This is a genomic window from Thermobispora bispora DSM 43833 (assembly GCF_000092645.1).
Taxonomy (GTDB): Bacteria; Actinomycetota; Actinomycetes; order Streptosporangiales; family Streptosporangiaceae; genus Thermobispora; species Thermobispora bispora.
In genome coordinates this window covers 2,828,106-2,850,320 of sequence record NC_014165.1, presented here as the reverse complement: position 1 = coordinate 2,850,320, position 22,215 = coordinate 2,828,106, and the positions used below count along the sequence as shown (strand labels likewise).

Sequence of the window (22,215 nt, the reverse complement as noted above, 5' to 3'; positions counted from 1 at the left end):
ATGCGATGGGAGACTCTTGGGCGTGAAGTGGAAGACGCTCTCCCTGCTGCCCATGCCCGAAGAGGCCGTGCGCTCCATGCTCGGCGAGCTCGCCGGCCGGCTGGACGTGATCATCCCCGACGCCCACGACCGGGACGCGATGCTGAAGGCGATCCCCGAGGCGGAGATCGTGGTCGGCGACTTCAGCGGATCCCTCGCCTTGGACGCCGAGGCGGTGCGCCTCGCGCCGCGGCTCGCCTTCGTCCAGCAGCCCTCCGTGGGGGTGGACGGGCACGACATCGACGCGCTCACCGCCGCCGGGGTGCCCCTCGCGAACACGGCCGGGGTGAACGCCGTCGCGGTCGCCGAGTGGTGCCTCGGCGCCACGCTCGCCCTCCTGCGGCACCTGCACGACGGCGACCGGGAGATGCGGTCGGGCGGCTGGCCGCAGTTCACCCTCCAGCGGCGCGAGCTGGCCGGCTCCCGGGTCGGCATCGTGGGCTTCGGCCCGATCGGCGCGGCCTGTGCCCGGATGTTCGGCGCCCTCGGCTGCGAGGTCGCCTACTGGTCCCGCACCCCCAAGGCCGAGACGTACGGCGCGGCCTACCGCGACCTCGACTCGCTGATCTCCACCAGCGAGGTGCTCGTCCTCGTGCTGCCGCTCACCCGGGAGACCCGCGGGCTGATCGGCGAGGAGCGGCTCTCCCGCATGCCGGCAGGGTCGATCCTGGTCAACGCGGCGCGGGGCGAGATCGTCGACACCGCCGCGCTGCTCGCCGCGCTGGAGTCCGGCCACCTCGCCGGGGCGGCGCTCGACGTGTTCGACACCGAGCCCCTCCCCGCCGACCACCCCCTCCGCTCCTGCGACAAGGTGCTCCTGTCCCCGCACGCGGCCGCGGTCACCCCGCAGGCCACCACCCGCCTGATCCAGTGCGTGCTCGACAACCTCACGGCCGCGGTCGAGGGACGCCCGGTGCGGAACGTGGTCAACGGCGTGGACCCCGTGGTCCGCCGCCGCGGGTAGCGCCCGGCCCGGCGGAGCGGACGGCCCCACCGCCCGGCGCCACCGCCCGGTGCCAGGGCCCCGGCGGACCGGGCGGATCCGGGCCGGCGGCGCGCCCCCGGCCCGGTCAGGGGACGCGATGGCGGCGGACCTTCCGGAGAGTTTTCGCTCACGTAACGTGTCGGCTCTGGTATCGGACGTGATCGCGGGATAGCGTGCCTAGGAGGCGATCTCTCCGACCCAGGGGGTGGTGATGCCGGAGCGCACGGCCAGTCTGACCGCCCATCGCGACGCCGTCGAGCGGCTGATCCGGTCCTACGCGGCCATCCCCAAGGGCACGCCGCCCCGGCTGGCCAAGCGCACCACGAACCTGTTCCGGTTCCGTGCGCCCACGGCCGCGGCCGGGCTCCCCGTCCGCGATCTCGACCGGGTGCTCGAGGTGGACCCGGAGACCCGCACCGCCGAGGTGCAGGGGATGACCACCTATGAGCGCCTGGTCGCGGCCACCCTGCCGTACGGGCTCATGCCGTACGTGGTGCCGCAGCTCAAGACCATCACGCTCGGCGGCGCGGTCACCGGGCTCGGCATCGAGTCGACGAGCTTCAAGGACGGCCTGCCGCACGAGTCGGTCGAGGAGATGGAGATCCTCACCGGGGACGGCCGGGTGGTCGTGGCGCGGCCCGACAACGAGCACGCCGACCTGTTCCGTGCCTTCCCCAACTCGTACGGCACGCTCGGCTACGCGCTGCGGCTGCGGATCGGGCTCGCCCCGGTCAAGCCGTACGTCCGGCTCACCCACATCCGGTTCACCGACGCGGACAAGTGCATGCTCGCCCTGCAGGAGATCTGCGAGCGCGGCGAGCACGACGACGGGCCGGCCGACTTCGTCGACGGCACGTTCTTCGGGCCGGACGAGATGTACCTCACCGTCGGCACGTTCGCCGACCGGGCGCCCTACACCTCCGACTACACCGGCATGCGGATCTACTACCGGTCCATCCGCAGCCGGACCCGGGACTGGCTCACCGTCCACGGATACCTGTGGCGGTGGGACACCGACTGGTTCTGGTGCTCGCGGGCGTTCGGCGTGCAGCACCCGCTGGTCCGGGCCCTCGTCCCGCGCCGCTGGCTCCGCTCGGACGTCTACCGCCGGCTGGTCGGCATCGACCGGCGGCTCGGCATCACCGCGCGGGCGGACCGGTGGCTGGGCCGGCCGCCGCGGGAGACGGTGATCCAGGACATCGAGGTGCCGGTCGAGCGGGGGGCCGAGTTCCTCGAGTTCTTCCACCGGCAGGTCGGCATGACCCCGGTCTGGATGTGCCCGCTCAAGACCACCCGGCACTGGCCGCTCTACCCGCTGGCCCCGGGCCGTCTTTACGTGAACTTCGGGTTCTGGGGGATGGTCCCGCTGCCGCCCGGCCGGCAGGACGGGTACTACAACCGGCTGATCGAGGAGACCGTCCACCGGCTCGACGGGCACAAGTCGCTCTACTCCACCTCGTACTACGACCGGGAGGAGTTCTGGCGGCTCTACAACGGGGACGCCTACTGGCCGGTGAAGCGGGCGTACGACCCGGAAGGGCGGCTGCTCGACCTCTACGAGAAGTGTGTCCGCGCGAGGTAGCAGGGGAGGGTGCCCGGTGAGGCTTGCGGCGCTGTTCGAGCAGATCGTCGGCACCGACACGGGGGTGCGGTTCGTCGCCTACGACGGGAGCGAGGCCGGCCCGCCGGACGCGGACGTCACCATCGAGGTCAAGTCGCCGGCCGCCCTCGCCTACCTCGCCCAGGCCCCGGGGGAGCTCGGGCTGGCCCGCGGGTACGTCTCCGGCCACATCGACGTGCACGGGGACCTGTACACCCTGCTCGACCGGATGTGGTCGCTCACCCTCAACGACCTGCCGCTGAGCAAGAAGCTCGGCGCGCTCCGGTCCGTGGGGATCAAGCCGCTGCTCATGCGGGTGGAGCCGCCCCCGCAGGAGGTACGGCGGAGCAGGCTCGCCCGGCTGGGGCTGCGCCACGCAAAGCGGCGGGACGCCGAGGCGATCCACCACCACTACGACGTGTCCAACCGGTTCTACGAGTGGGTGCTCGGCCCCTCCATGGCGTACACCTGCGCGGTCTTCCCCCGGCCGGACGCGAGCCTGGAGGAGGCGCAGTACACCAAGTTCGACCTGGTCGCGAAGAAGCTCGACCTGAAGCCGGGGATGCGCCTGCTCGACGTGGGCTGCGGCTGGGGCGGCATGGTGATGCACGCGGCCCGGGAGTACGGGGTGAAGGCGCTCGGGGTGACCCTCTCCCGGCAGCAGGCCGAGTGGGCGCAGAAGGCGATCGCCGAGGCCGGGCTGTCCGGCCTCGCCGAGGTCCGCCACATGGACTACCGGGACGTGCCCGAGACCGGGTTCGACCGGATCAGCTCGATCGGCCTCACCGAGCACATCGGCAAGAAGAACCTGCCGTTCTACTTCGGCTTCCTCTACCGGAAGCTGAAGCCGGGCGGGCGGCTGCTCAACCACTGCATCACCCGCCCGACCGGCGTCGAGAAGAGCATGAACAAGCGCGGCTTCATCAACCGCTACGTGTTCCCGGACGGCGAGCTGGTCTCGGTCGGCCACCTCATCCGCCAGATGGAGGACATCGGCTTCGAGATCCGCCATCAGGAGAACCTGCGGGAGCACTACGCGCTGACGCTGCGGCACTGGGTCGCGAACCTCGACCGGCACTGGGACGAGGCGGTCGAGGAGGTCGGCGAGGGCACCGCGCGGGTGTGGCGGCTGTACATGACCGGGAGCATCGTCGGCTTCGAGCGCGACAAGGTCCAGCTCCACCAGGTCCTCGCGGTGCGCCTCGACGACCGGGCCGAGGCCCACATGCCGCTGCGTCCCGCCGTGGGCTGGCCGTGACGCCGCCCGGGACGAGCGGCGCCACGGCATGCCGGTGACGGGGCCGATCCCCGCGCCCGCGCGGCGCCCCGGCGCCGGTGCCGCGCGGCCCGTGCTCAGCGCAGCTCGCGCTTGAGGATCTTCCCCGTGGCGGTCATCGGGAGGGAGTCACGGAACTCGATGATCCGCGGGTACTTGTAGGCCGCCATGTTCTCCTTGGCCCAGGCGATCAGCTCCTCCTCGGTGACCTCGGCGCCCGGCTTGCGGATGATGAACGCCTTGATCTCCTCGCCGTGCGACTCGTGCGGCACCCCGACGACCGCGGCGAGCGAGACCGCGGGGTGGGTCATGAGGACCTCTTCGACCTCCCGCGGGTAGACGTTGAACCCGCCGCGGATGATCATGTCCTTGGCCCGGTCGATGATGTAGTAGTAGCCGTCCTCGTCGCGCCGGGCGATGTCACCGGTGCGGAACCAGCCGTCCTTCATCACCTCGGCGGTCGCCTCGGGCCGCTTGTAGTAGCCCTTCATCACGTTGTGCCCGCGGATGGCGATCTCGCCGACGTCGTCGACCTCGTTCCAGTCGGCGTCGACGAGCTTCATCTCCACGCCCCAGATCGGGGTGCCGATCGACCCCGGCTTGGCCGGGCGGCCGAGCTGGTTGAACGAGGCCACCGGGGAGGTCTCGGAGAGCCCGTAGCCCTCGAGGATCTGGAGGCCGAACGTCTCCTTGAAGTCCTTGAGCACCTCGACCGGGAGCGAGGCGCCGCCGGAGACCACGGTGCGGAGCGCGCTCGGGACCGAGGCCTGCCCGGTGTGGACCGCGGTGAGCATCGCCCAGTACATGGTCGGCACCCCGACGAACAGGGTGACCTTCTCCTGCTCCATGAGCTTGAGCGCCTCGACCGGCTCGAACCGCGGCATCAGCACCAGGGTGGCGTGGCGCCGGAAACCGGCGTTCATCATCACGGTCTGGCCGAAGGAGTGGAACAGCGGCAGCACGGTCAGGTAGACGTCGTCCTCACCCCGCGGGAACATCTCGTCGCTCACCATGGCGTTCATGAGCATGTTCTGGTGGGTGAGCTCGGCGCCCTTCGGCTGCCCCGTGGTGCCGCTGGTGTAGAGGATCACCGCGGTGTCGTCGGCGGCCGTCGTCACGGTGGAGAACTCGCCAGACATGCCCTCGATGGCCGCCCACAGGGTCTCGCCGTACTGGGACTCCTTGGCGAACGGCGTGGCGGGCAGCACGATGAAGTGCTCGGTCACCTCGGCGGCCTCGAAGCCGGCGCGGCCCCGCTCGCCGATGGGGAGCTCGGGCGTGCCCTCGAAGCAGAAGAGGGCCTTCGCATCGGAGTCGGTGAGGTGGTAGGTGATCTCACGGGATTGGAGCAGCACGTTGAGCGGCACCGCCGTCGCGCCGGCCTTCAGGATGCCGAAGTAGACGAATGGGAAATACGGCAGGTTGGGGCAGAGCAGGGCGACCTTGTCGCCCTTGCGGATGCCCCGCGAGACGAGAAGGTTGGCGACCTGGTTCGCCAGGGTGTTGACCAGCGAGTACGGCACGCGGAGGTCTCCGTAGACCAGTGCCGTGCGGTCGGGGTATACCCGGGCGCTGTCCTCCAGCACGACGGCCAGGTTGAGCATGTGCGCTCCTCGGGGGGGTGAGTTCATACCAACCGGTAGGTATCTCAGCGTAATAAGCGAGGGCTCTGGTGCAATCGGTCCGGAGAGCGTGTAATCAGGCTGATACCTGCACCGCGACGGGTACAGAATCGAATTCGGTTTCAATTTTCGAGGCGGGAGGAGACGGAATGACGACCCAGCCGGCCGAGCGCCTGCCCATCACGTCGGCCGCGGACATCAACCTGTCCGACTGGGACTTCTGGGCCCGTCCCATCGAGGAGCGCGAGCACGCGTTCCGGCTGCTCCGCGAGCTGGACAAGCCGGCGTTCTTCGAGGAGCCCGAGACCCCCCTTCCCGTCGAGGCCGGCCCCGGCTACCACGCGCTCGTACGGCACGCGGACGTCGTCGAGGCGAGCCGCAACCCGCAGATCTTCTGCTCGGGCCAGGGCGGCGCGGTGAGCATCCCCGACATGCCCACCGAGTTCGCCGAGTACTTCGGCTCCATGATCAACATGGACGATCCGCGGCACGCGCGGCTGCGGCGGATCATCTCCCGGGCCTTCACCCCGCGCATGGTCAAGAAGCTCGAGGGCGACGTCGAGGCGGCCGCCCGGAAGATCGTCGACGATCTGCTCCGCATCGGCCCCGGCTGCGACTTCGTCACCGAGGTGGCGGCCAAGCTCCCCCTGAAGATCATCTGCGACATGATGGGGATCCCGGAGCGGGACTACCACTTCGTCTTCGAGCGGTCGAACATCATCCTCGGCTCATCCGACCGCGAGTACGTGAGCGACGCGGAGTCCATCGGCACCGCGCTGCTCACCGCCGGGATGGAGCTCAACCAGCTCCTCCAGGACCTCGCCGCCTACCGGGAGAAGAACCCCACCAACGACATCACGTCCGCGCTCATCAACGCGAACATCGACGGCGAGCGCCTCACCCCGCAGGAGATCGGATCCTTCTTCATCCTCCTCGTGGTCGCGGGCAACGAGACCACCCGGCAGGCCATCTCGCACGGCCTGTACCTGCTCACCGTGCACCCCGACCAGAAGCACCGCTGGCTGCAGGACATCGAGGGCTACACCCCCACCGCGGTCGAGGAGATCGTGCGGCTCGCCTCACCGGTGAACTGGATGCGCCGGAAGGTCACCCAGGACCACGTGATGAACGGCAACCTCTACCGCAAGGGGGAGAAGGTCCTCCTCTTCTACTGGTCGGCCAACCGGGACGAGCGCGTCTTCCCCGACCCCCAGCGGTTCGACATCGGCCGCACCCCCAACCCGCACGTCGCCTTCGGCGGCCCCGGGCCGCACTTCTGCCTCGGCGCCCACCTCGCCCGCCGGGAGATCTCGGTGATCTTCCGGGAGCTGCTTCACCGGGTGCCGCAGATCGAGGCGGGCACTCCCGAGCGGCTCTTCTCCAGCTTCATCAACGGCATCAAGCACATGACCTGCACCTTCTGACGCCGTCCGCGGGGTGCGTGGCCGCCGCCCCCGCGGCGGTCACGCGGCCGGCCGGGGCTGCGGTTCCCGGAGGGCGGCCACGATGCGCCCCGATGCGAGCCACGATGCGCCCCGATGCGGCGGCTTGAGCGGCCGGGCGTGCGGGGAGCGGCATGCCGGGGCGATCCCGTACGGCGGACGGCCTGCGCGCCGACAGCGCGTAAGGGAGCGCGTCGCCGGCCGCGCGGGCCTCCCGGCGGGCCCGTGTGCCGGGCGGCGGGCGGCACCGCGACGCGTGCGCTCAGGACGACGACCGGATCGGGCGGATCGACCGGAACACCGTGTTGATGTCGGGCAGCAGCTCCTTGGCGGACGCGGGCACCGCCATGGCGACGACGCTCGGCAGGTCGGTTCCGGTGTTCACCACCGCGACCACCAGCGTGACCGTCTCCCCGGGGGAGGTCATCCGGTAGGCGGCGATCAGGCCGGTGAGGCCGTGGCGCGACAGCCGCTGCCGGGCCACCTTGGCCGCCTTGGTGACCTCGGGGAACTGGGACTTGCGCACCTGGTAGGCCACCGCGCTCACCACGGGGTCGAGCCGGTCCGGCGCGGTGTAGCGGGAGGCGAGCGACTCGGGCAGCCTGCCGGACAGCAGCAAGGCCTCCGCCCCGCCCGCCGTCCCGGCCGGGGCGTACTGCCGCGTGGCGAAGCCGTGCTTCGCCTGAGGGTCCTGGTCCAGCCGCCAGGGGCCGCCGAGCCGGGGGAGGGTGATGCCCGCGGCGCGGTCGGCGACCACGCCGAGCACCGGAGACGGCGTCCCCTTATAGGTGGGCAGGGGCGGCAGCGCCGCCTGGCTCTTCGCCGCCGTGGCCGACGGGCTCGGCGACGGCGCGGACTTGGCGTCGTCGGCGTCGGCCCCCGCGCTCAGCGGCCCGGCGAGGAACGCCCACAGCAGCGCGGCGGTGAGCGCCACGATCACCGAGCCCACCAGCGCGTAGAGCCAGATCGGCCGCTTCTCCTCCTCATCGTCCTCGACGAACGAGCCCGCGGTCTGGCCCTCGCCGAAGACGGCCTTCCACAGCTCCTGCTGCCGGTGCGCGGGCGGGGTCCGCGGCCCGCTGATCTGACCGGCCGTCACGAACGGTTTGTACGGATCGTCCTCCGGGGGCGGAGGTTGGTACGGGCGGCGGGGAGCGTCCTCCGCCGGTCCGGTGGCGCCCACCGGCGGCCAGGGGCGCGCGGGCTCCGCCGGCCGTACCGGCTCGGACCGCTCCTGCGGCGGGGGCGCGGGCGGGCGGTGCTCCGGCGGCGTGCGCGGGGGCGGATCGTCTCTCCCGCTCATCCCGTGGGCGGGGCCGTCGTCGACCGGGCCGCGCGGCGCAGGGCCGTACGGCCCGGGATCCGCCGCGGGACCTCCGGGGAACGGCTGGCGGAACAGCGAACCCGTGGGGTCGGTGGGCGGATCCTGCATCGGCAGGTCTGAGGAGCTGTCAGCCACGCTGATGAACCCTAAACCCACCTGTCAAAGACGTCACAACGGATCCGTCACCATCGGGTATCGCATGTTGACTTTGCGGTGTCGAGGTGATCAACCCACTGCTGGCCAGACCTCTGGCTGCGCTACGCTTGACTTTGCGAACCGCTGCCCTGCTTGTCGGAACGGCTTTCTCAAGGTCGGCAGACGAGAACGCGAAGTGACGCGGGCGGCCCTTGCTCGGCACGAGGGCGTTCGCGCGCGAACGTCGTCAAGCGTGCCAGGTGTGTGAACCAGTTCGCCGCGCTAGGAGTGGAAGTGGACGACCAGGTGTATGACCCCCAGGCGCTGCAGGCCAAGTGGCTGCCGCGATGGGAGGAGCTGAACACCTTCGCCGCTGTCGAGGACCCCGCGGACCCGCGGCCGCGGCGGTACATGCTCGACATGTTCCCGTACCCTTCCGGCGACCTTCACATGGGCCACGGCGAGGCCTTCGCCATCGGTGACGTCGTGGCGCGGTACTGGTTCCAGAAGGGCTACAACGTCCTGCACCCGATCGGGTGGGACTCCTTCGGTCTCCCGGCCGAGAACGCCGCGATCAAGCGCAACGCCCACCCGGCCGAGTGGACCTACGCCAACATCGACACCCAGGCGAGGTCGTTCAAGCAGTACGCCACCTCCTTCGACTGGTCCCGCCGGCTGCACACCAGCGACCCCGAGTACTACCGGTGGAACCAGTGGCTCTTCCTCCGCTTCTACGAGCGCGGGCTCGCCTACCGCAAGGACGGCCTGGTCAACTGGTGCCCCAAGGACCAGACCGTGCTCGCGAACGAGCAGGTCATCAACGGCCGGTGTGAGCGCTGCCAGTCCGAGGTGGTGCGGCGCAAGCTGACCCAGTGGTACTTCAAGATCACCGAGTACGCGGACCGGCTGCTCGACGACATGAAGCAGCTCGAGGGCAAGTGGCCGGAGCGCGTGCTCACCATGCAGCGCAACTGGATCGGCCGCTCCACCGGCGCTGACGTCCAGTTCAAGATCGAGGGCCGCGAGGAGCCGGTCACCGTCTTCACCACCCGGCCCGACACGCTGTACGGCGCCACGTTCTTCGTGGTGGCGCCCGACTCGCCGCTCGCCGACGAGATCGTGGCGCCGGATCGGCGGGAGGCGCTCGCCCGGTACAAGGCCGAGGTCGCCAAGCTCTCCGACATCGAGCGCCTGTCCACCGAGAAGGAGAAGACCGGCGTCTTCCTCGGCGTGTACGCGATCAACCCGGTGAACGGGGAGCGCCTGCCGGTGTGGGCCGCCGACTACGTGCTCTCCGACTACGGCCACGGCGCGATCATGGCCGTGCCCGCGCACGACCAGCGCGACCTCGACTTCGCCCTGAAGTTCGGCCTGCCGGTGCGGGTCGTGGTGGACACCGGCGAGCCCGACCCGGCCGAGACCGGCATCGCCACCCCCGGTGAGGGCAAGCTGATCAACTCCGGGCCGCTGAACGGCCTCTCCAAGGCCGAGGCGATCCAGAAGATGATCGAGATCCTCACCGAGAACGGCACCGGCAAGGCGGCGGTCAACTACCGGCTCCGCGACTGGCTGGTGTCGCGGCAGCGGTACTGGGGCACGCCGATCCCGATCATCCACTGCCCGTCCTGCGGTGAGGTCCCGGTCCCCGACGACCAGCTTCCGGTCACCCTGCCCGACCTGCGCGGGGAGGCCCTCGCCCCGAAGGGCGTCTCGCCCCTGGCGAGCGCCGAGGAGTGGGTCAACGTCGACTGCCCCAAGTGCGGTGGCCCGGCCAAGCGGGACACCGACACGATGGACACCTTCGTCGACTCCTCCTGGTACTTCCTGCGGTACTGCGACCCCGATTACGAGGACGGGCCGTTCAACGTCGAGAAGGTCCGCACCTGGTGCCCGGTCGACCAGTACGTCGGCGGGGTCGAGCACGCGGTGCTCCACCTGCTGTACTCCCGCTTCTTCACCAAGGTCCTCTACGACATGGGCCTGGTCGACTTCACCGAGCCGTTCCAGCGGCTGCTCAACCAGGGCCAGGTGATCAACCAGGGCAAGGCGATGTCCAAGTCCCTGGGCAACGGCGTGGACCTCGGTGAGCAGATCGAGAAGTACGGCGTGGACGCCGTCCGGCTCACCATGGTGTTCGCCGGCCCGCCCGAGGACGACATCGACTGGGCCGACGTCTCCCCGGCCGCGTCCCAGAAGTTCCTCGCCCGGGCGCTCCGGGTGATGACCGAGGCGGGCGCCGCCTCCGCGCCGGGCGTCGACTTCAGCAAGGGCGACGTCGCGCTGCGCAAGGTCACCCACCGGGTGATCGACGAGGTGACCAAGCTCGTCGAGGCGTACCGGTTCAACGTGGCCGTCGCCCGGATGATGGAGCTGACCACCGCGATCCGCCGGGCGATCGACTCCGGCCCCGGGGCGGCCGACCCGGCGGTGCGCGAGGCCGCCGAGACCCTGGCCATCATGCTCTCGCTGGTCGCGCCGTACACCGCGGAGGAGGGCTGGGAGCGGCTCGGCCACAAGCCGTCCGTCGCGAAGGCGGGCTGGCCGGAGGCCGACCCGCAGCTCCTCGTCCAGGAGTCGGTCACCTGCGTCGTCCAGGTCGGCGGCAAGCTCCGCGACCGGCTCACCGTGCCGCCGGACATCTCCGAGGCCGAGCTGGAGCGGCTCGCCCTCGCCTCGGAGAAGGTGCAGCGGTACCTCAGCGGCGCGCCCCGCAAGGTCATCATCCGGGCGCCGAAGCTGATCAACATCGTCCCGTGACGCTGACGCGCCCGCGCCGCGGACACGGCGCGGGCGCCGCAGCGGGTGACGCGTGACCGCCGGGTGCACATGCACTCCGGCGGTCTTGCGTGTGCGCCATGGGCCGGTGGCGTCGTCCGCGCCCCTCTTCAGGCCGTGTGCTGCGGACTGGTGCCCCCCTGCCAGGCCGTGGAGCCGATCTTCGCGCAGGCCTCAGCGCGGCATACGGGCGAAGGCCGTGACCGGAACCCTGTCCCTCGCCACCGCCGGTGGCCTCAGGTATGTCCTTGGTGAGCAACCGCGAGCCGGGGCGAGCATGCGCAATGGCCGGGCGGGTGAGCATCGGTACCCCGTGCCGCGGTGGCCGGCGGCGGGACGGCGGCTCACCCGCCAGGCGATGGCATGAGCGGCGCACGCGATAGCACCGGGTGTGAGCTCACCGGAACCCGGAAAGTGGCCGGCACCGCCGGCGGCGGCCGGCTAGGCCGCGTGGCGGAGGGCCTCCGAGATCCTGGTGAGCATCTCGGTCAGGATCGGCCGCGAGGTGGCGAAGTTGAGCCGCGCCTGGCCCGGGCGGCCGCCGAAGTCCGGCCCCGGGCTGAGCCGCACCCGGGCGGTGCGCTCCAGGAAGCCCGCCGCGTCGTCGATCTTCAGATCGAGCCAGGCGAGGTAGGTTCCCTCGGGCATCCGGTAGCCGGCCCACTCGGGCAGCAAGTCCGCGATCAGCCTGCGGTTGCGGTCCAGGATGCGCAGCACCTCCGACAGCCAGGCCTCGCCGTGCCGCCAGGCCGCGACGGTCGCCTCCACGGCGAGCGCGCCCACGGCGCCGTACAGGTGCACCGGCTCGCGGGCGAGCGCCTCCCGGACCCACCGCGCCCCGACGTGGGCCACGGCGCAGCGGATCCCGCCCATGTTGAACGCCTTCGACGCCGAGGTGAGCGTGATCGTGCGCTCGGGGAGGAGCGTGGCGAACGGGATGTGGCGCGCCGGCGCGTACACGAGGTCCGAGTGGATCTCGTCCGAGATCACCAGGACGTCGTGGCGTTCGGCGTACGCGGCGAGCGCCTCCAGCTCGGCCCGGGTGAACACGCGGCCGGACGGGTTCTGCGGGTTGACCAGGAGCAGGACCGAGGCGGGCTCGTCCGGCGGCTCGAACCGCCCGTCGTCCCCGATCGGGATGGGCACCAGCCGCCGCTCCATAGAGGTGATCATGTGCAGGAACGGGTGGTACGCCGGGACGTGCAGCGCGACCGCGTCGCCCGGGCGGGTGGCGATGTGGAGCAGCACCTGGACGGCGTGGTCGACGTCGGTGAACGCCCGGACGTGCCCGGGGTCGGGGCGCCAGCCGTACTTGGTCTCCATGCGCTCGGCGAACGCCTCGGCGAGCGGCCCGGCGCTCGGGTCGTCCACCCAGGGCGGGTAGCCGAGATCCGTGGCGGCCCGCCGGGCGACGGCCTCCCGGATCGCGTCGGCGACCGGGAAGTCCATGTCGGCGATGAACGCGGGGATCACATCCGGGCCGACGGTGGACCACTTGAAGCCGTCCCGGTTCCGGACGTCCTCGAGGGTGAGCGCATCAAGGTTGATTTCCACCGGTTCATGGTAAGCGGCTGGATCATCCCGCTTTGCGGCGTGTCTCCCCGGTCGTGTATCCCCCGACCGTATGTCTTCAGGGCTGGGCGTCTCCCGGGCGGGGTCTCCCCGCCGTGTGTCTTCGGGCGAGGTCTGCCGGGGTGTGCTGTTCCCCGGCGCGTCTCTCCTCGGGCCTGTCTTTCCGGTGCGCTGCGCCCGGCCCGCCGGACCGGGGCGGGCCGCGCGCGGTGGCGCGCCGGGACGCGGAGAACTGTGGCGCGCCGGCACGCGGGGAAGCGGTGAGCCTGTACGCGGGAAGTGGTGAGCCGGTAGGCGGGGAAGCGGTTTAGCCGATAGGCGGGGCAGTGGCGCGTCGGTACGCAGGGAAGCGATGAGCCGATACGCGGGGCAGTGGCGCGCCGCCGCGCCCGGCGGTCCGCATCGACGGCCAGACCCTCCGGCCGGGGAAGGCGACCCGCAGCAGCGGCGTGGCCGAGGGCGGCAGAGCCGCCCGGCCTCCACCACGGTCCGGCGGGCCTCCGCAGGGCGTGATCGCCCATGCCCCCGGGCCGGGCAACGTCAGGAAGATCGGCGGCCGCGCCCGGGGGAGGCCGACGGCAGGGTCAGAGCTTGCGGAGGACGGCCACGACCTTCCCGAGGATGGTGGCCTCGTCGCCGGGGATCGGCTCGTAGTTCGGGTTGTGCGGCACGAGCCAGACGCGCCCGTCCTTGCGCTTGAACCGCTTGACCGTGGCCTCGCCGTCGATCATGGCGGCGACGATGTCGCCGTTCTCCGCGACCGGCTGCTGCCGTACCACGACCCAGTCGCCGTCGGCGATCGCCGCCTCGATCATCGAGTCACCGGTCACCCGGAGCAGGAAGAGCGTCCCCTCGCCGACGAGCTGCCGGGGCAGGGGGAACACGTCCTCGATGCTCTGCTCGGCGAGGATCGGGCCGCCCGCGGCGATGCGGCCGACCACCGGGACGTACGCCGTCTGGGGGCGGGAGACCGTGCCCTCCTCGCCCTGGGAGGCGTCGGGGTCGACCCAGAACGCGGGCTCGCCGGGGAGGCGGACCTCGAGAGCGCGCGGCCGGTGGGGGTCACGGCGGAGGTAGCCCTTGCGCTGGAGCGCGCTGAGCTGGTGGGACACGCTGGACGTGCTGGTGAGCTGGACGGCTTCGCCGATCTCCCGCATCGACGGCGGGTATCCGCGCCGCTGGACCGAGTCGCGGATCACCTCGAGGATCTTCCGCTGCCTCGGGGTGAGACCGAGCGCGTCGCGTTTGCGGACGGCGAGGTCGCTGACGTCCTCCGTCCGCTCACGTCGGTCACTCACCATGCCACCTCTCCCAGTCCGTCTCCCGCAGGCCGCTCAGAGCGACCGTATCGCGAATCAAGATCATCATCAAACAGCTGTTCGAGTGCCGGCGCCCGGCCCGCCGTCCGATCGATCTCATCGTACGGGAAGGTGATCGATACGGTGTTCGATTCGCCGGGTTCGTGACCGATGCGGAATCACGCCCGGATCAGTGGCCGGGAGCCCAGGGGCGCCGGCCGGGGCCCCGGCACGCCGTCCCAGCCCCGCTGACGTGCGGATTCGCCCGGCCGAACGAGCGGACTTGCGTTCAAGGACCGATGCTCTTAGGTTTGTGGGGCCACAACATCTAGTAGGCGCATCGTCGTCCAAGCCCCACAAATTGTGTTCACGGAGTGCGTTTCGGGAGGCGGTGGCATGCACTGTCCGTTCTGTCGCCATCCGGACACCCGGGTCATCGACAGCCGAACGACCGAGGACGGCGCCGCCATCCGCCGCAGGCGCACCTGCCCCGAGTGCAACCGCAGGTTCACCACCCAGGAGACCGTGCTGCTCATGGTGAGCAAGCGCAGCGGCGTCACCGAGCCCTTCTCCCGGGAGAAGGTCATCGCCGGCGTACGGCGGGCCTGCCAGGGCAGGCCGGTGAGCGAGGATGCTCTCGCCATGCTCGGGCAGAAGGTGGAGGAGAGCATCCGGGCCAAGGGCGTGGCGGAGATCGCATCCCACGACGTGGGGCTGGCCATCCTCGGCCCGCTCCGCGAGCTGGACGAGGTCGCCTACCTCCGGTTCGCCTCCGTCTACCGCGGGTTCGAGACCCTTGAGGACTTCGAAGCCGAGATCAAGCGGCTGCGGGAGGAGCGGGCACGGGCGGAGGAACGATAGCCGGCCGGGCCTGACGATGTGGCCGGGCAAGCACATGGTCCGAGACGACGAAGGGCTTCACCGGGCCCTAGAAGGGGGAAAGAGCATGACGGAGATCGCGGACGGCACCACCGGTGGTGCCGGTGGACAGGGGGGCAGGCGTTCGCGGAAAGGCTTGAAGATCAAGCGGATCTTCACCACTCCCGGGGTCCATCCCTACGACGAGGTCGAGTGGGAGCGCCGCGACGTCGTGATGACGAACTGGCGCGACGGCTCCGTCAACTTCGAGCAGCGCGGCGTCGAGTTCCCCTCCTTCTGGTCGATGAACGCGACCAACATCGTGACCACCAAGTACTTCCGCGGCGCCCTGGGCACCCCGCAGCGCGAGTGGAGCCTCAAGCAGGTCGTCGACCGGGTGGTCGGCGTCTACACCAAGACAGGGCTCGAGCACGGCTACTTCGCCACCGAAGAGGACGCCGAGATCTTCGACCATGAGCTCAAGTACGCGCTGATCCACCAGATCTTCAGCTTCAACTCGCCGGTCTGGTTCAACGTCGGCACCGCCTCGCCCCAGCAGGTAAGCGCCTGCTTCATCCTCTCGGTCGACGACACCATGGAGTCGATCCTCGAGTGGTACAAGGAGGAGGGGCTGATCTTCAAGGGCGGCTCCGGTGCCGGGGTCAACCTCTCCCGGATCCGCTCCTCCAAGGAGCTGCTGTCGAGCGGTGGCACCGCGAGCGGCCCGGTCTCCTTCATGCGGGGTGCCGACGCGTCGGCCGGCACGATCAAGTCGGGCGGCGCGACCCGGCGGGCGGCGAAGATGGTCGTCCTCGACGTCGACCACCCGGACATCGTCGAGTTCATCGAGTCGAAGGCGCGCGAGGAGCAGAAGATCCGCGTGCTCCGGGACGCCGGCTTCGACATGGACCTCGGCGGCCGCGACATCGTCTCCGTGCAGTACCAGAACGCCAACAACTCGGTCCGCGTCTCCGACGAGTTCATGCGCGCGGTCGAGAACGGCGGCAAGTTCGGGCTGCGCGCCCGGCTCACCGGCGAGGTCATCGAGGAGGTCGACGCCCGGGAGCTCTTCCGCAAGATGGCCCAGGCCGCGTGGGAGTGCGGCGACCCGGGGATCCAGTACGACGACACGATCAACGACTGGCACACCTGCCCGGAGAGCGGCCGGATCACGGCGAGCAACCCGTGCTCGGAGTACGTCCACCTGGACAACTCCTCGTGCAACCTCGCCTCGATCAACCTGATGAAGTTCCTCCGCGACGACGACACCTTCGACGTCGAGTCCTTCACGAAGATGGTCGAGCTGATCATCACCGCGATGGACATCTCGATCACCTTCGCGGACTTCCCGACGCAGAAGATCGCGGAGACCACCCGGGCCTTCCGGCAGCTCGGCATCGGGTACGCCAACCTCGGGGCGCTCCTCATGGCGACCGGCCACGCGTACGACTCCGACGGCGGGCGGGCCCTCGCCGCCGCGATCACCTCGCTGATGACCGCCGTCGCCTACCGGCGTTCGGCCGAGCTCGCCGAGGTGGTCGGGCCGTACCAGGGCTATCAGCGGAACGCCGAGCCGCACAAGCGGGTCATCCGCAAGCACGTGGCGGCCAACACCCAGCTCCGCACCTATGAGGCGATGGACTCCGCCATCCACGCCGAGGCCACCCGGCAGTGGGACAGGTGCGTCAAGCTGGGGGAGAAGCACGGCTACCGCAACGCCCAGGTCAGCCTGCTCGCGCCCACCGGCACCATCGGCCTGATGATGGACTGCGACACCACCGGCATCGAGCCCGACCTCGCCCTCGTCAAGATCAAGAAGCTCGTCGGCGGCGGCTCGATGAAGATCGTCAACCAGACGGTGCCGCGGGCGCTCCGCAAGCTCGGCTACCAGGACGAGCAGATCGAGGCGATCGTCGAGTACATCAGCGAGCACGGGCACGTGGTGGACGCCCCCGGCCTCAAGCCCGAGCACTACGCGGTGTTCGACTGCGCCATGGGCGAGCGGGCGATCGCCCCGATGGGGCACGTCCGGATGATGGCGGCGGTCCAGCCGTTCCTCTCCGGCGCGATCTCCAAGACGGTGAACCTGCCCGAGTCGGCCACGGTCGAGGACATCGAGCAGGTGTACATGGCGGGCTGGAAGCTCGGGCTGAAGGCGCTCGCCGTGTACCGGGACAACTGCAAGGTCGGGCAGCCGCTCTCGGCGGCGAAGAAGCAGCCGGAGAGCAAGCCCGAGGTGCAGATCGTCGAGGTCCCGCGGCCGCAGCGCCGCCGGCTGCCGAACCAGCGGCCGAGCACCACCACGCGGTTCACCGTGGGCGGCGCCAAGGGCTACATGACCGCCTCGACCTACCCGGACGACGGGCTGGGCGAGGTGTTCCTCAAGATGTCCAAGCAGGGCTCGACCCTCGCCGGCGTCATGGACGCCTTCTCCATCGCCATCTCGATCGGCCTGCAGTACGGCGTGCCGCTCGAGACGTACGTGCAGAAGTTCGTGAACATGCGGTTCGAGCCGGCCGGGATGACCGACGACCCGGACATCCGGATGGCCCAGTCGGTCATGGACTACATCTTCCGGAGGCTCGCGCTCGACTACCTGCCGTACGAGCAGCGGGCCGCGCTCGGCATCTTCTCGGCCGCCGAGCGGGCCGCGCAGCAGCGGGGCGAGGACCCGGCCGCGCTGCACGAGGTGGACACGGCCGCCCTCGCCCAGTCCGCCCCGATCGAGGTGCGCAAGGACGTGCCCGCCCAGCCGGCGCAGGGCACGGCGAGCGGCACCTCGCTCGAGAGCCGGCAGGGCCGGACCGCCGACGCCCCGCTCTGCCTGACCTGCGGGATGAAGATGCGCCCGGCGGGGAGCTGCTACGTCTGCGAGAGCTGCGGCAGCACGAGCGGCTGCAGCTGACCCGCGGGCGGGAGCCGGCGCACGGCCGGCTCCCGCCCGCGCCCGCGGCGGCCGGCGGTGAGCACCGGGCCGTGTCGGCCGTCCCTCCGCGACCCGCGATCCCGACAACGACGAAATGCCCGCCCGGAACGGCTCGGGCGGGCATGACGTCAGCGGGTGCGATCCGAGGTGAACCTGGGCGGGCCGCCGGTGGCGGTCACGGCAGGCCCGCGGGGCCGCACCCCCGGGAGCGGTGCGCGACACCTCAGCGGTGCGCGACCGAAAGCGGTGCGCGTGGCCGTCCCGGCCGCGCCCGGACGGCCCGGGCGCCTTCCCCGGCGGGCGGGCTACGCCTCCTGCTCCCGCAAGACCGAGACCGCGGCCTCGGCCACGCCGGTCGCGGAGGCCGGGTTCTGGCCGGTGACCAGGCGGCCGTCGACGATGACGTTCGCCTGGAAGTTCGGCGCGGGGACGTGGATCGCGCCGCGCTCCACGAGCCGGTCGGCGAGCAGGAACGGCACCACCTCGGTGAGGCCGACCGCCGCCTCCTCGTCGTTGGTGAACGCGGCCACCCGCTTGCCCGCGACGAGGTGGCTGCCGTCGCTGAGCGTGAGGTCGACCAGGCCGGCCGGGCCGTGGCAGACCGCGGCGACCACGCCGCCCTGCTCGTACACCTGGCGGCCGATCGCGGCGAGCCCGGCGTTCCCCGGGAAGTCCCACATCACGCCGTGCCCGCCCGCATAGAACACGATGCCGTACCGCGACGGGTCCACCTCGCCCGGCTTCGGGGTGCTCTTGAGCTTGGCCGACATCTCCGGGTCCTCGAGGAACTTCTGCTGCACCGGGTCGGCCGGGTCATGGCCGTCCATCGGCGGCTCGCCGCCCTGCACCGACACCAGATCGACCGTGAGGCCGGCCTGGGTGAACACGTGCCACGGATGGGCGACCTCCGGCAGGTAGAAGCCGGTGCTGCGCCCGGTGTCACCGAGCTTCCCATGGCTGGTGAGCACGATCAGCACGCGGTCACGCGAGGCGACGCTGGACATCACTCTCTCCCTTCACTCCGGCGGACCGGGACGAACGGGATCCGGCCCGTGGGTGAGGATGACCCACCGCCGATATCACAGTCCAACAACCATCACTTGCACCGCTCATCACGATCGTGATAGGTCGAGCGGCATGCCGGACCCCCATCACCCGCCCCCGCCGGCCCTCCGCGCCGACGACATCGACCTGACGCTGCTGCGCACGTTCCTCGCCGCGCACCGCGCGGGCTCCATGACGAAGGCGGCGGCCGAGCTGGGCCTGTCGCAGCCCGGGGTGACCTCCCAGATCCGGCGGCTGGAGCGGCGGCTCGGCGTCACCCTCTTCCACCGGGCCGGCCGGGGCCTGACGCCCACCGCCGCCGGAGACGAGCTCGCCCTCCGCATCGGCCCGCACCTCGACGCGCTGACCGCGGCGCTCAACGAGGCCGTGACCACGGACGAGTCCCCGTTCACCCGCACGGTGCTGCTCGGCGGCCCGCCCGAGCTCACCGCCGTCCGGGTGCTGCCGTCGCTCGCCGGGCTCTATCCGCGCGGGCTGCGGGTACGGGTCACCACCGGCCTCGCCGACGACCTGCTGGCCGAGCTGGCGGGCGGCGGCCTGGACCTGGTCGTCTCCACGATCCGCCCACGGGGCCGGGCCATCACCGGGGTGCCGATCGCCGATGAGGAGTTCGTCCTCGTCGCCTCCCCGGAGCTCGCCGCCGGCCTCGACCGCGACCGGCTCGCCGCCGACCCGGCGGCCGTGCTGGCCAACCTCCCGGTGGTCGCCTATAGCGAGGAGCTCCCGATCCTGCGCCGCTACTGGCGGCACGTCTTCGGCCGCCCCGCGCCGCACGCGCCGCCCGCGGTGGTCGTCGCGGACCTGCGCGCGGTCGCCGCCGCCTGCGCCGCGGGCGCCGGCTACACCGTGCTGCCCCGCTACCTGATCGGCGATCTGCTCGACGCCGGGCGGCTCGTCATCCTCCACGAGCCCGAGGACCCGCCGATCAACACCTTCTACCTGGCCTGGCGCTCCTCCGCGGTCCCGCACCCGGCCGTGGAGGCCGTGCGCGCCCACCTGCAGGAGAGCGCCGCCGGGTGGTGACCGCCGCCGGGGCGCCGCCGGGGAATGCCGCCGCCGGGCGCCGCGACCCGGGTCAGCGCCGCTGGCAGGCCGGGCACCAGTAGAGGTTGCGCGACTCCAGCTCCGCGGTGCGGATCTCGGCGCCGCAGACGTGGCAGGGGGATCCGGCCCGGCGGTAGACGTAGACCTCGCCCCCGTGGTCGTCGACCCGGGGCGGCCGGCCCATCGCCTCGGGCGTGTGCTCGGGCCGGACCGTGTCGATCCGGCCGTTCGCCACCCCCTGGCGCATCAGCCCGGCCAGGTCGGACCAGAGGGCCTCCCACTCGGCCCGGGTGAGCTCGCACCCCGGCCGGTACGGGTCGATGCCGTGCCGGAAGAGCACCTCGGCCCGGTAGACGTTGCCCACCCCGGCGATCACCCGCTGGTCCAGGAGGAGCGCGGCGATCGGCGCCCGGGACCGGGAGATCCGGGCCCAGGCGCGCTCCGGGTCGTCGCCGTCCCGCAGCGGGTCGGGGCCGAGGCGGGCGTGCACCGCCCGCTTCTCCTCATCGGTGATCAGCTCGCACGCGGCCGGGCCGCGCAGGTCGGCCCAGCGGCCGCCGCCGGCCAGGCGGAGCCGTACCGCACCGACCGGCGCCGGGGCCGGGTCGTCGCCGAAGGTGACCTTGCCGTAGAGGCCGAGGTGGATCCGCACCCAGCCGAGCGGGCCGAAACCGAGGAACAGGTGCTTGCCGTGGGCGTCGGTGCCGTGCATCCGCTGCCCGTCCAGCAGCGCGGCACTGTCGGAGAACTTGCCCTGCGGGCTGCTCACCGCGACCGGGCCGCCGGCGAAGGACCGGGCGTACTCGGCGGCGAGCCGGTGGATGATGTGTCCTTCTGGCATCGATGTCGGTTCAGGGAGGGAGATCCCCACCCTATCGGATATGCCGGTGACCGGCCGCCCCGGCATGCCCGGTGGGCGCGCCCGGTATGCCCGCTGAGCGCCTGGTGTGCCCGGCGAGCGCCCGGTATGCCCGGTGGGCCGTCCGTCCGCCCGATGGGCGCCCGGGTGCGCCGCCGGTGGCTCAGCCGATCTCGTACGCGAGGCGGTCGGTGAGCCAGCGGTGGAACCGGATCGCGGATCGCGTCCAGTGGGCGATCACCGTGGTGAGGTGCTCCCTGGTCACCCCGGCGCCGCAGTAGAGCTGGGAGTCGCCGATCACCCGGACCACCCCGTTGTCCTGGGTGTAGGCGTAGACCTTCGGCCAGACGGTGTCCACGTTCCACTCGTTGAGCGCGGTGAGCAGTTTCGGCTTGTCCGCGACCGAGAACTTCCTTTCATAAAAGGTGCGCACCGTGAACAGCGCGCCCTCCTGGCCGAAGAGGAAGTACACCGTGAGCTGCGGCGTGGCGATCGCCAGATCCCCTTCCGAGTCCACGGTGTAGCCGAGCTCCAGCTCGTTGAGGATCTCTTCGACGAGCTGCCGATCCGGCCGGACCACGGGAGGGGATGGGGTCATGGGTCCATCCTGCACCATCGAACCGTCCGCACGGCTGCGGTTGGTGAGAGAGGGATGCGGCCGGGCGGGGCCCCGCGGGGACGTGGCCGGGCGTCATCGCCGAGGGGTCCGGCCGCCGGGCCGGCGCCGCAGCGCCGGCCGGTGATCACGCGCGCTCTCAGGCGCCCCGGTCTAAGACGACCCGTTCTCAGGCGCCCCGGTCTCAGGCGGCCGGGGTCGGGCGGCCCGGGGTACGGGGGAAGCGGATGACGTTCCGGCCCGCGTAGGCGCGCAGATCGATGACGTTCTCGCCCTCGTCGCGCCGCGGCCTACGGCGGGCAGCGGTCGTGATGTCCCTCACCTTGGCGTGCGACGGCACCACCCTGCGCATTCTTGGTCCCCCGATCGTCATGTCGCGTCGTCTGTTACGAAGTGATACTGATGGTGGTGTCGTAAAACGGGTGTTAAGCGTACTAAGGCACCGGTCAGGAACTTTGACCGGGGTCCGCGATACCGCTTTGTGATCTTATCCTGGACCCGCCCGAGTTGATCAAGGTGTTTCGGCGCCCCGGCATGCCCGGCGGCCGCCGCCACCGCGACCCGCGCCCCATGCCCGGTACGGCACCGCCGCGTCCGTGGCGGCGCGCCGCCCCCCACGACCTTCTCGCTCGCCACGGCGGGAGAGCGGGCCGAGCCCGAGGAAGCACTTCACGACCGGCCGCAGCCACGGGAGCAGGCCGGCGTCGGATCCCGGCGGGCGAGCGCACCGGCCGCGGGGAGCCGGCCAGGGCCGGTCGGGCCGGCGGCGACGACCCGAG

Annotated in this window: 16 protein-coding genes; 8 read left to right on the top strand and 8 right to left on the bottom strand. The window is 71.3% G+C overall.

Translation table 11 applies throughout. The annotated features are described in order from the left end of the window. Positions 1-22 precede the first annotated feature (22 nt). From TBIS_RS12060 to TBIS_RS12050, 3 genes are all read left to right on the top strand, one after another. The gene (locus TBIS_RS12060; protein WP_013132671.1) at positions 23-1,003 is read left to right on the top strand and encodes a 2-hydroxyacid dehydrogenase; all 981 of its coding nucleotides are present in this window, start codon (positions 23-25) and stop codon (positions 1,001-1,003) included. 232 nt (positions 1,004-1,235) lie between these two features. Continuing rightward, the gene (locus tag TBIS_RS12055; protein ID WP_013132670.1) at positions 1,236-2,606 is read left to right on the top strand and encodes an FAD-binding oxidoreductase; all 1,371 of its coding nucleotides are present in this window, start codon (positions 1,236-1,238) and stop codon (positions 2,604-2,606) included. A gap of 16 nt (positions 2,607-2,622) precedes the next feature. Further along, positions 2,623-3,882, top strand: coding sequence for an SAM-dependent methyltransferase (locus TBIS_RS12050; RefSeq protein ID WP_013132669.1), 1,260 nt, complete (start codon positions 2,623-2,625; stop codon positions 3,880-3,882). Between the two features lie 95 nt (positions 3,883-3,977). On the opposite strand, the gene TBIS_RS12045 is transcribed toward TBIS_RS12050, so the two are convergent. Continuing rightward, the gene (locus tag TBIS_RS12045) at positions 3,978-5,504 is read right to left on the bottom strand and encodes a long-chain-fatty-acid--CoA ligase (RefSeq protein WP_013132668.1); all 1,527 of its coding nucleotides are present in this window, start codon (positions 5,502-5,504) and stop codon (positions 3,978-3,980) included. 167 nt (positions 5,505-5,671) lie between these two features. Between TBIS_RS12045 and TBIS_RS12040 the strand changes: the two genes are divergently transcribed. Further along, on the top strand, positions 5,672-6,946 hold the full coding sequence (locus tag TBIS_RS12040) for a cytochrome P450 (RefSeq protein ID WP_013132667.1): 1,275 nt from the start codon (positions 5,672-5,674) through the stop codon (positions 6,944-6,946). Between the two features lie 280 nt (positions 6,947-7,226). Here TBIS_RS12040 and TBIS_RS12035 read toward each other — a convergent pair whose 3' ends face one another. Next, positions 7,227-8,063, bottom strand: a complete 837-nt coding sequence (locus tag TBIS_RS12035; RefSeq protein ID WP_148231519.1) for a hypothetical protein — start codon at positions 8,061-8,063, stop codon at positions 7,227-7,229. Between the two features lie 654 nt (positions 8,064-8,717). Between TBIS_RS12035 and leuS the strand changes: the two genes are divergently transcribed. Continuing rightward, complete coding sequence (leuS, locus tag TBIS_RS12030; protein ID WP_013132665.1) at positions 8,718-11,180, top strand: leucine--tRNA ligase; 2,463 nt, start codon at positions 8,718-8,720, stop codon at positions 11,178-11,180. Between the two features lie 459 nt (positions 11,181-11,639). On the opposite strand, the gene TBIS_RS12025 is transcribed toward leuS, so the two are convergent. After that, positions 11,640-12,752, bottom strand: coding sequence for a MalY/PatB family protein (locus TBIS_RS12025; protein ID WP_013132664.1), 1,113 nt, complete (start codon positions 12,750-12,752; stop codon positions 11,640-11,642). Positions 12,753-13,354: 602 nt separating this feature from the next. Further along, complete coding sequence (lexA, locus tag TBIS_RS12020; protein WP_013132663.1) at positions 13,355-14,071, bottom strand: transcriptional repressor LexA; 717 nt, start codon at positions 14,069-14,071, stop codon at positions 13,355-13,357. A gap of 393 nt (positions 14,072-14,464) precedes the next feature. Between lexA and nrdR the strand changes: the two genes are divergently transcribed. Next, positions 14,465-14,929 (top strand): transcriptional regulator NrdR, encoded by a 465-nt coding sequence (nrdR, locus tag TBIS_RS12015; protein ID WP_013132662.1) that lies wholly within the window; start codon positions 14,465-14,467, stop codon positions 14,927-14,929. 85 nt (positions 14,930-15,014) lie between these two features. Further along, positions 15,015-17,831, top strand: a complete 2,817-nt coding sequence (locus TBIS_RS12010; protein ID WP_013132661.1) for a vitamin B12-dependent ribonucleotide reductase — start codon at positions 15,015-15,017, stop codon at positions 17,829-17,831. Positions 17,832-18,157: 326 nt separating this feature from the next. Here TBIS_RS12010 and TBIS_RS12005 read toward each other — a convergent pair whose 3' ends face one another. Continuing rightward, complete coding sequence (locus TBIS_RS12005; protein WP_013132660.1) at positions 18,158-18,856, bottom strand: type 1 glutamine amidotransferase domain-containing protein; 699 nt, start codon at positions 18,854-18,856, stop codon at positions 18,158-18,160. Between the two features lie 133 nt (positions 18,857-18,989). Between TBIS_RS12005 and TBIS_RS12000 the strand changes: the two genes are divergently transcribed. Continuing rightward, entirely contained in the window at positions 18,990-19,940 is a 951-nt protein-coding gene (locus TBIS_RS12000; protein ID WP_013132659.1) for a LysR family transcriptional regulator, read from the top strand. A gap of 52 nt (positions 19,941-19,992) precedes the next feature. On the opposite strand, the gene TBIS_RS11995 is transcribed toward TBIS_RS12000, so the two are convergent. From TBIS_RS11995 to TBIS_RS19440, 3 genes are all read right to left on the bottom strand, one after another. Continuing rightward, the gene (locus tag TBIS_RS11995; protein WP_013132658.1) at positions 19,993-20,802 is read right to left on the bottom strand and encodes an Fpg/Nei family DNA glycosylase; all 810 of its coding nucleotides are present in this window, start codon (positions 20,800-20,802) and stop codon (positions 19,993-19,995) included. Between the two features lie 181 nt (positions 20,803-20,983). Beyond that, on the bottom strand, positions 20,984-21,418 hold the full coding sequence (locus TBIS_RS11990; RefSeq protein WP_013132657.1) for a type III secretion system chaperone family protein: 435 nt from the start codon (positions 21,416-21,418) through the stop codon (positions 20,984-20,986). Between the two features lie 202 nt (positions 21,419-21,620). Beyond that, a complete protein-coding gene (locus TBIS_RS19440) occupies positions 21,621-21,788 on the bottom strand; it encodes a hypothetical protein (protein ID WP_013132656.1) in 168 nt (55 codons plus the stop codon). Between the last annotated feature and the right edge of the window lie 427 nt (positions 21,789-22,215).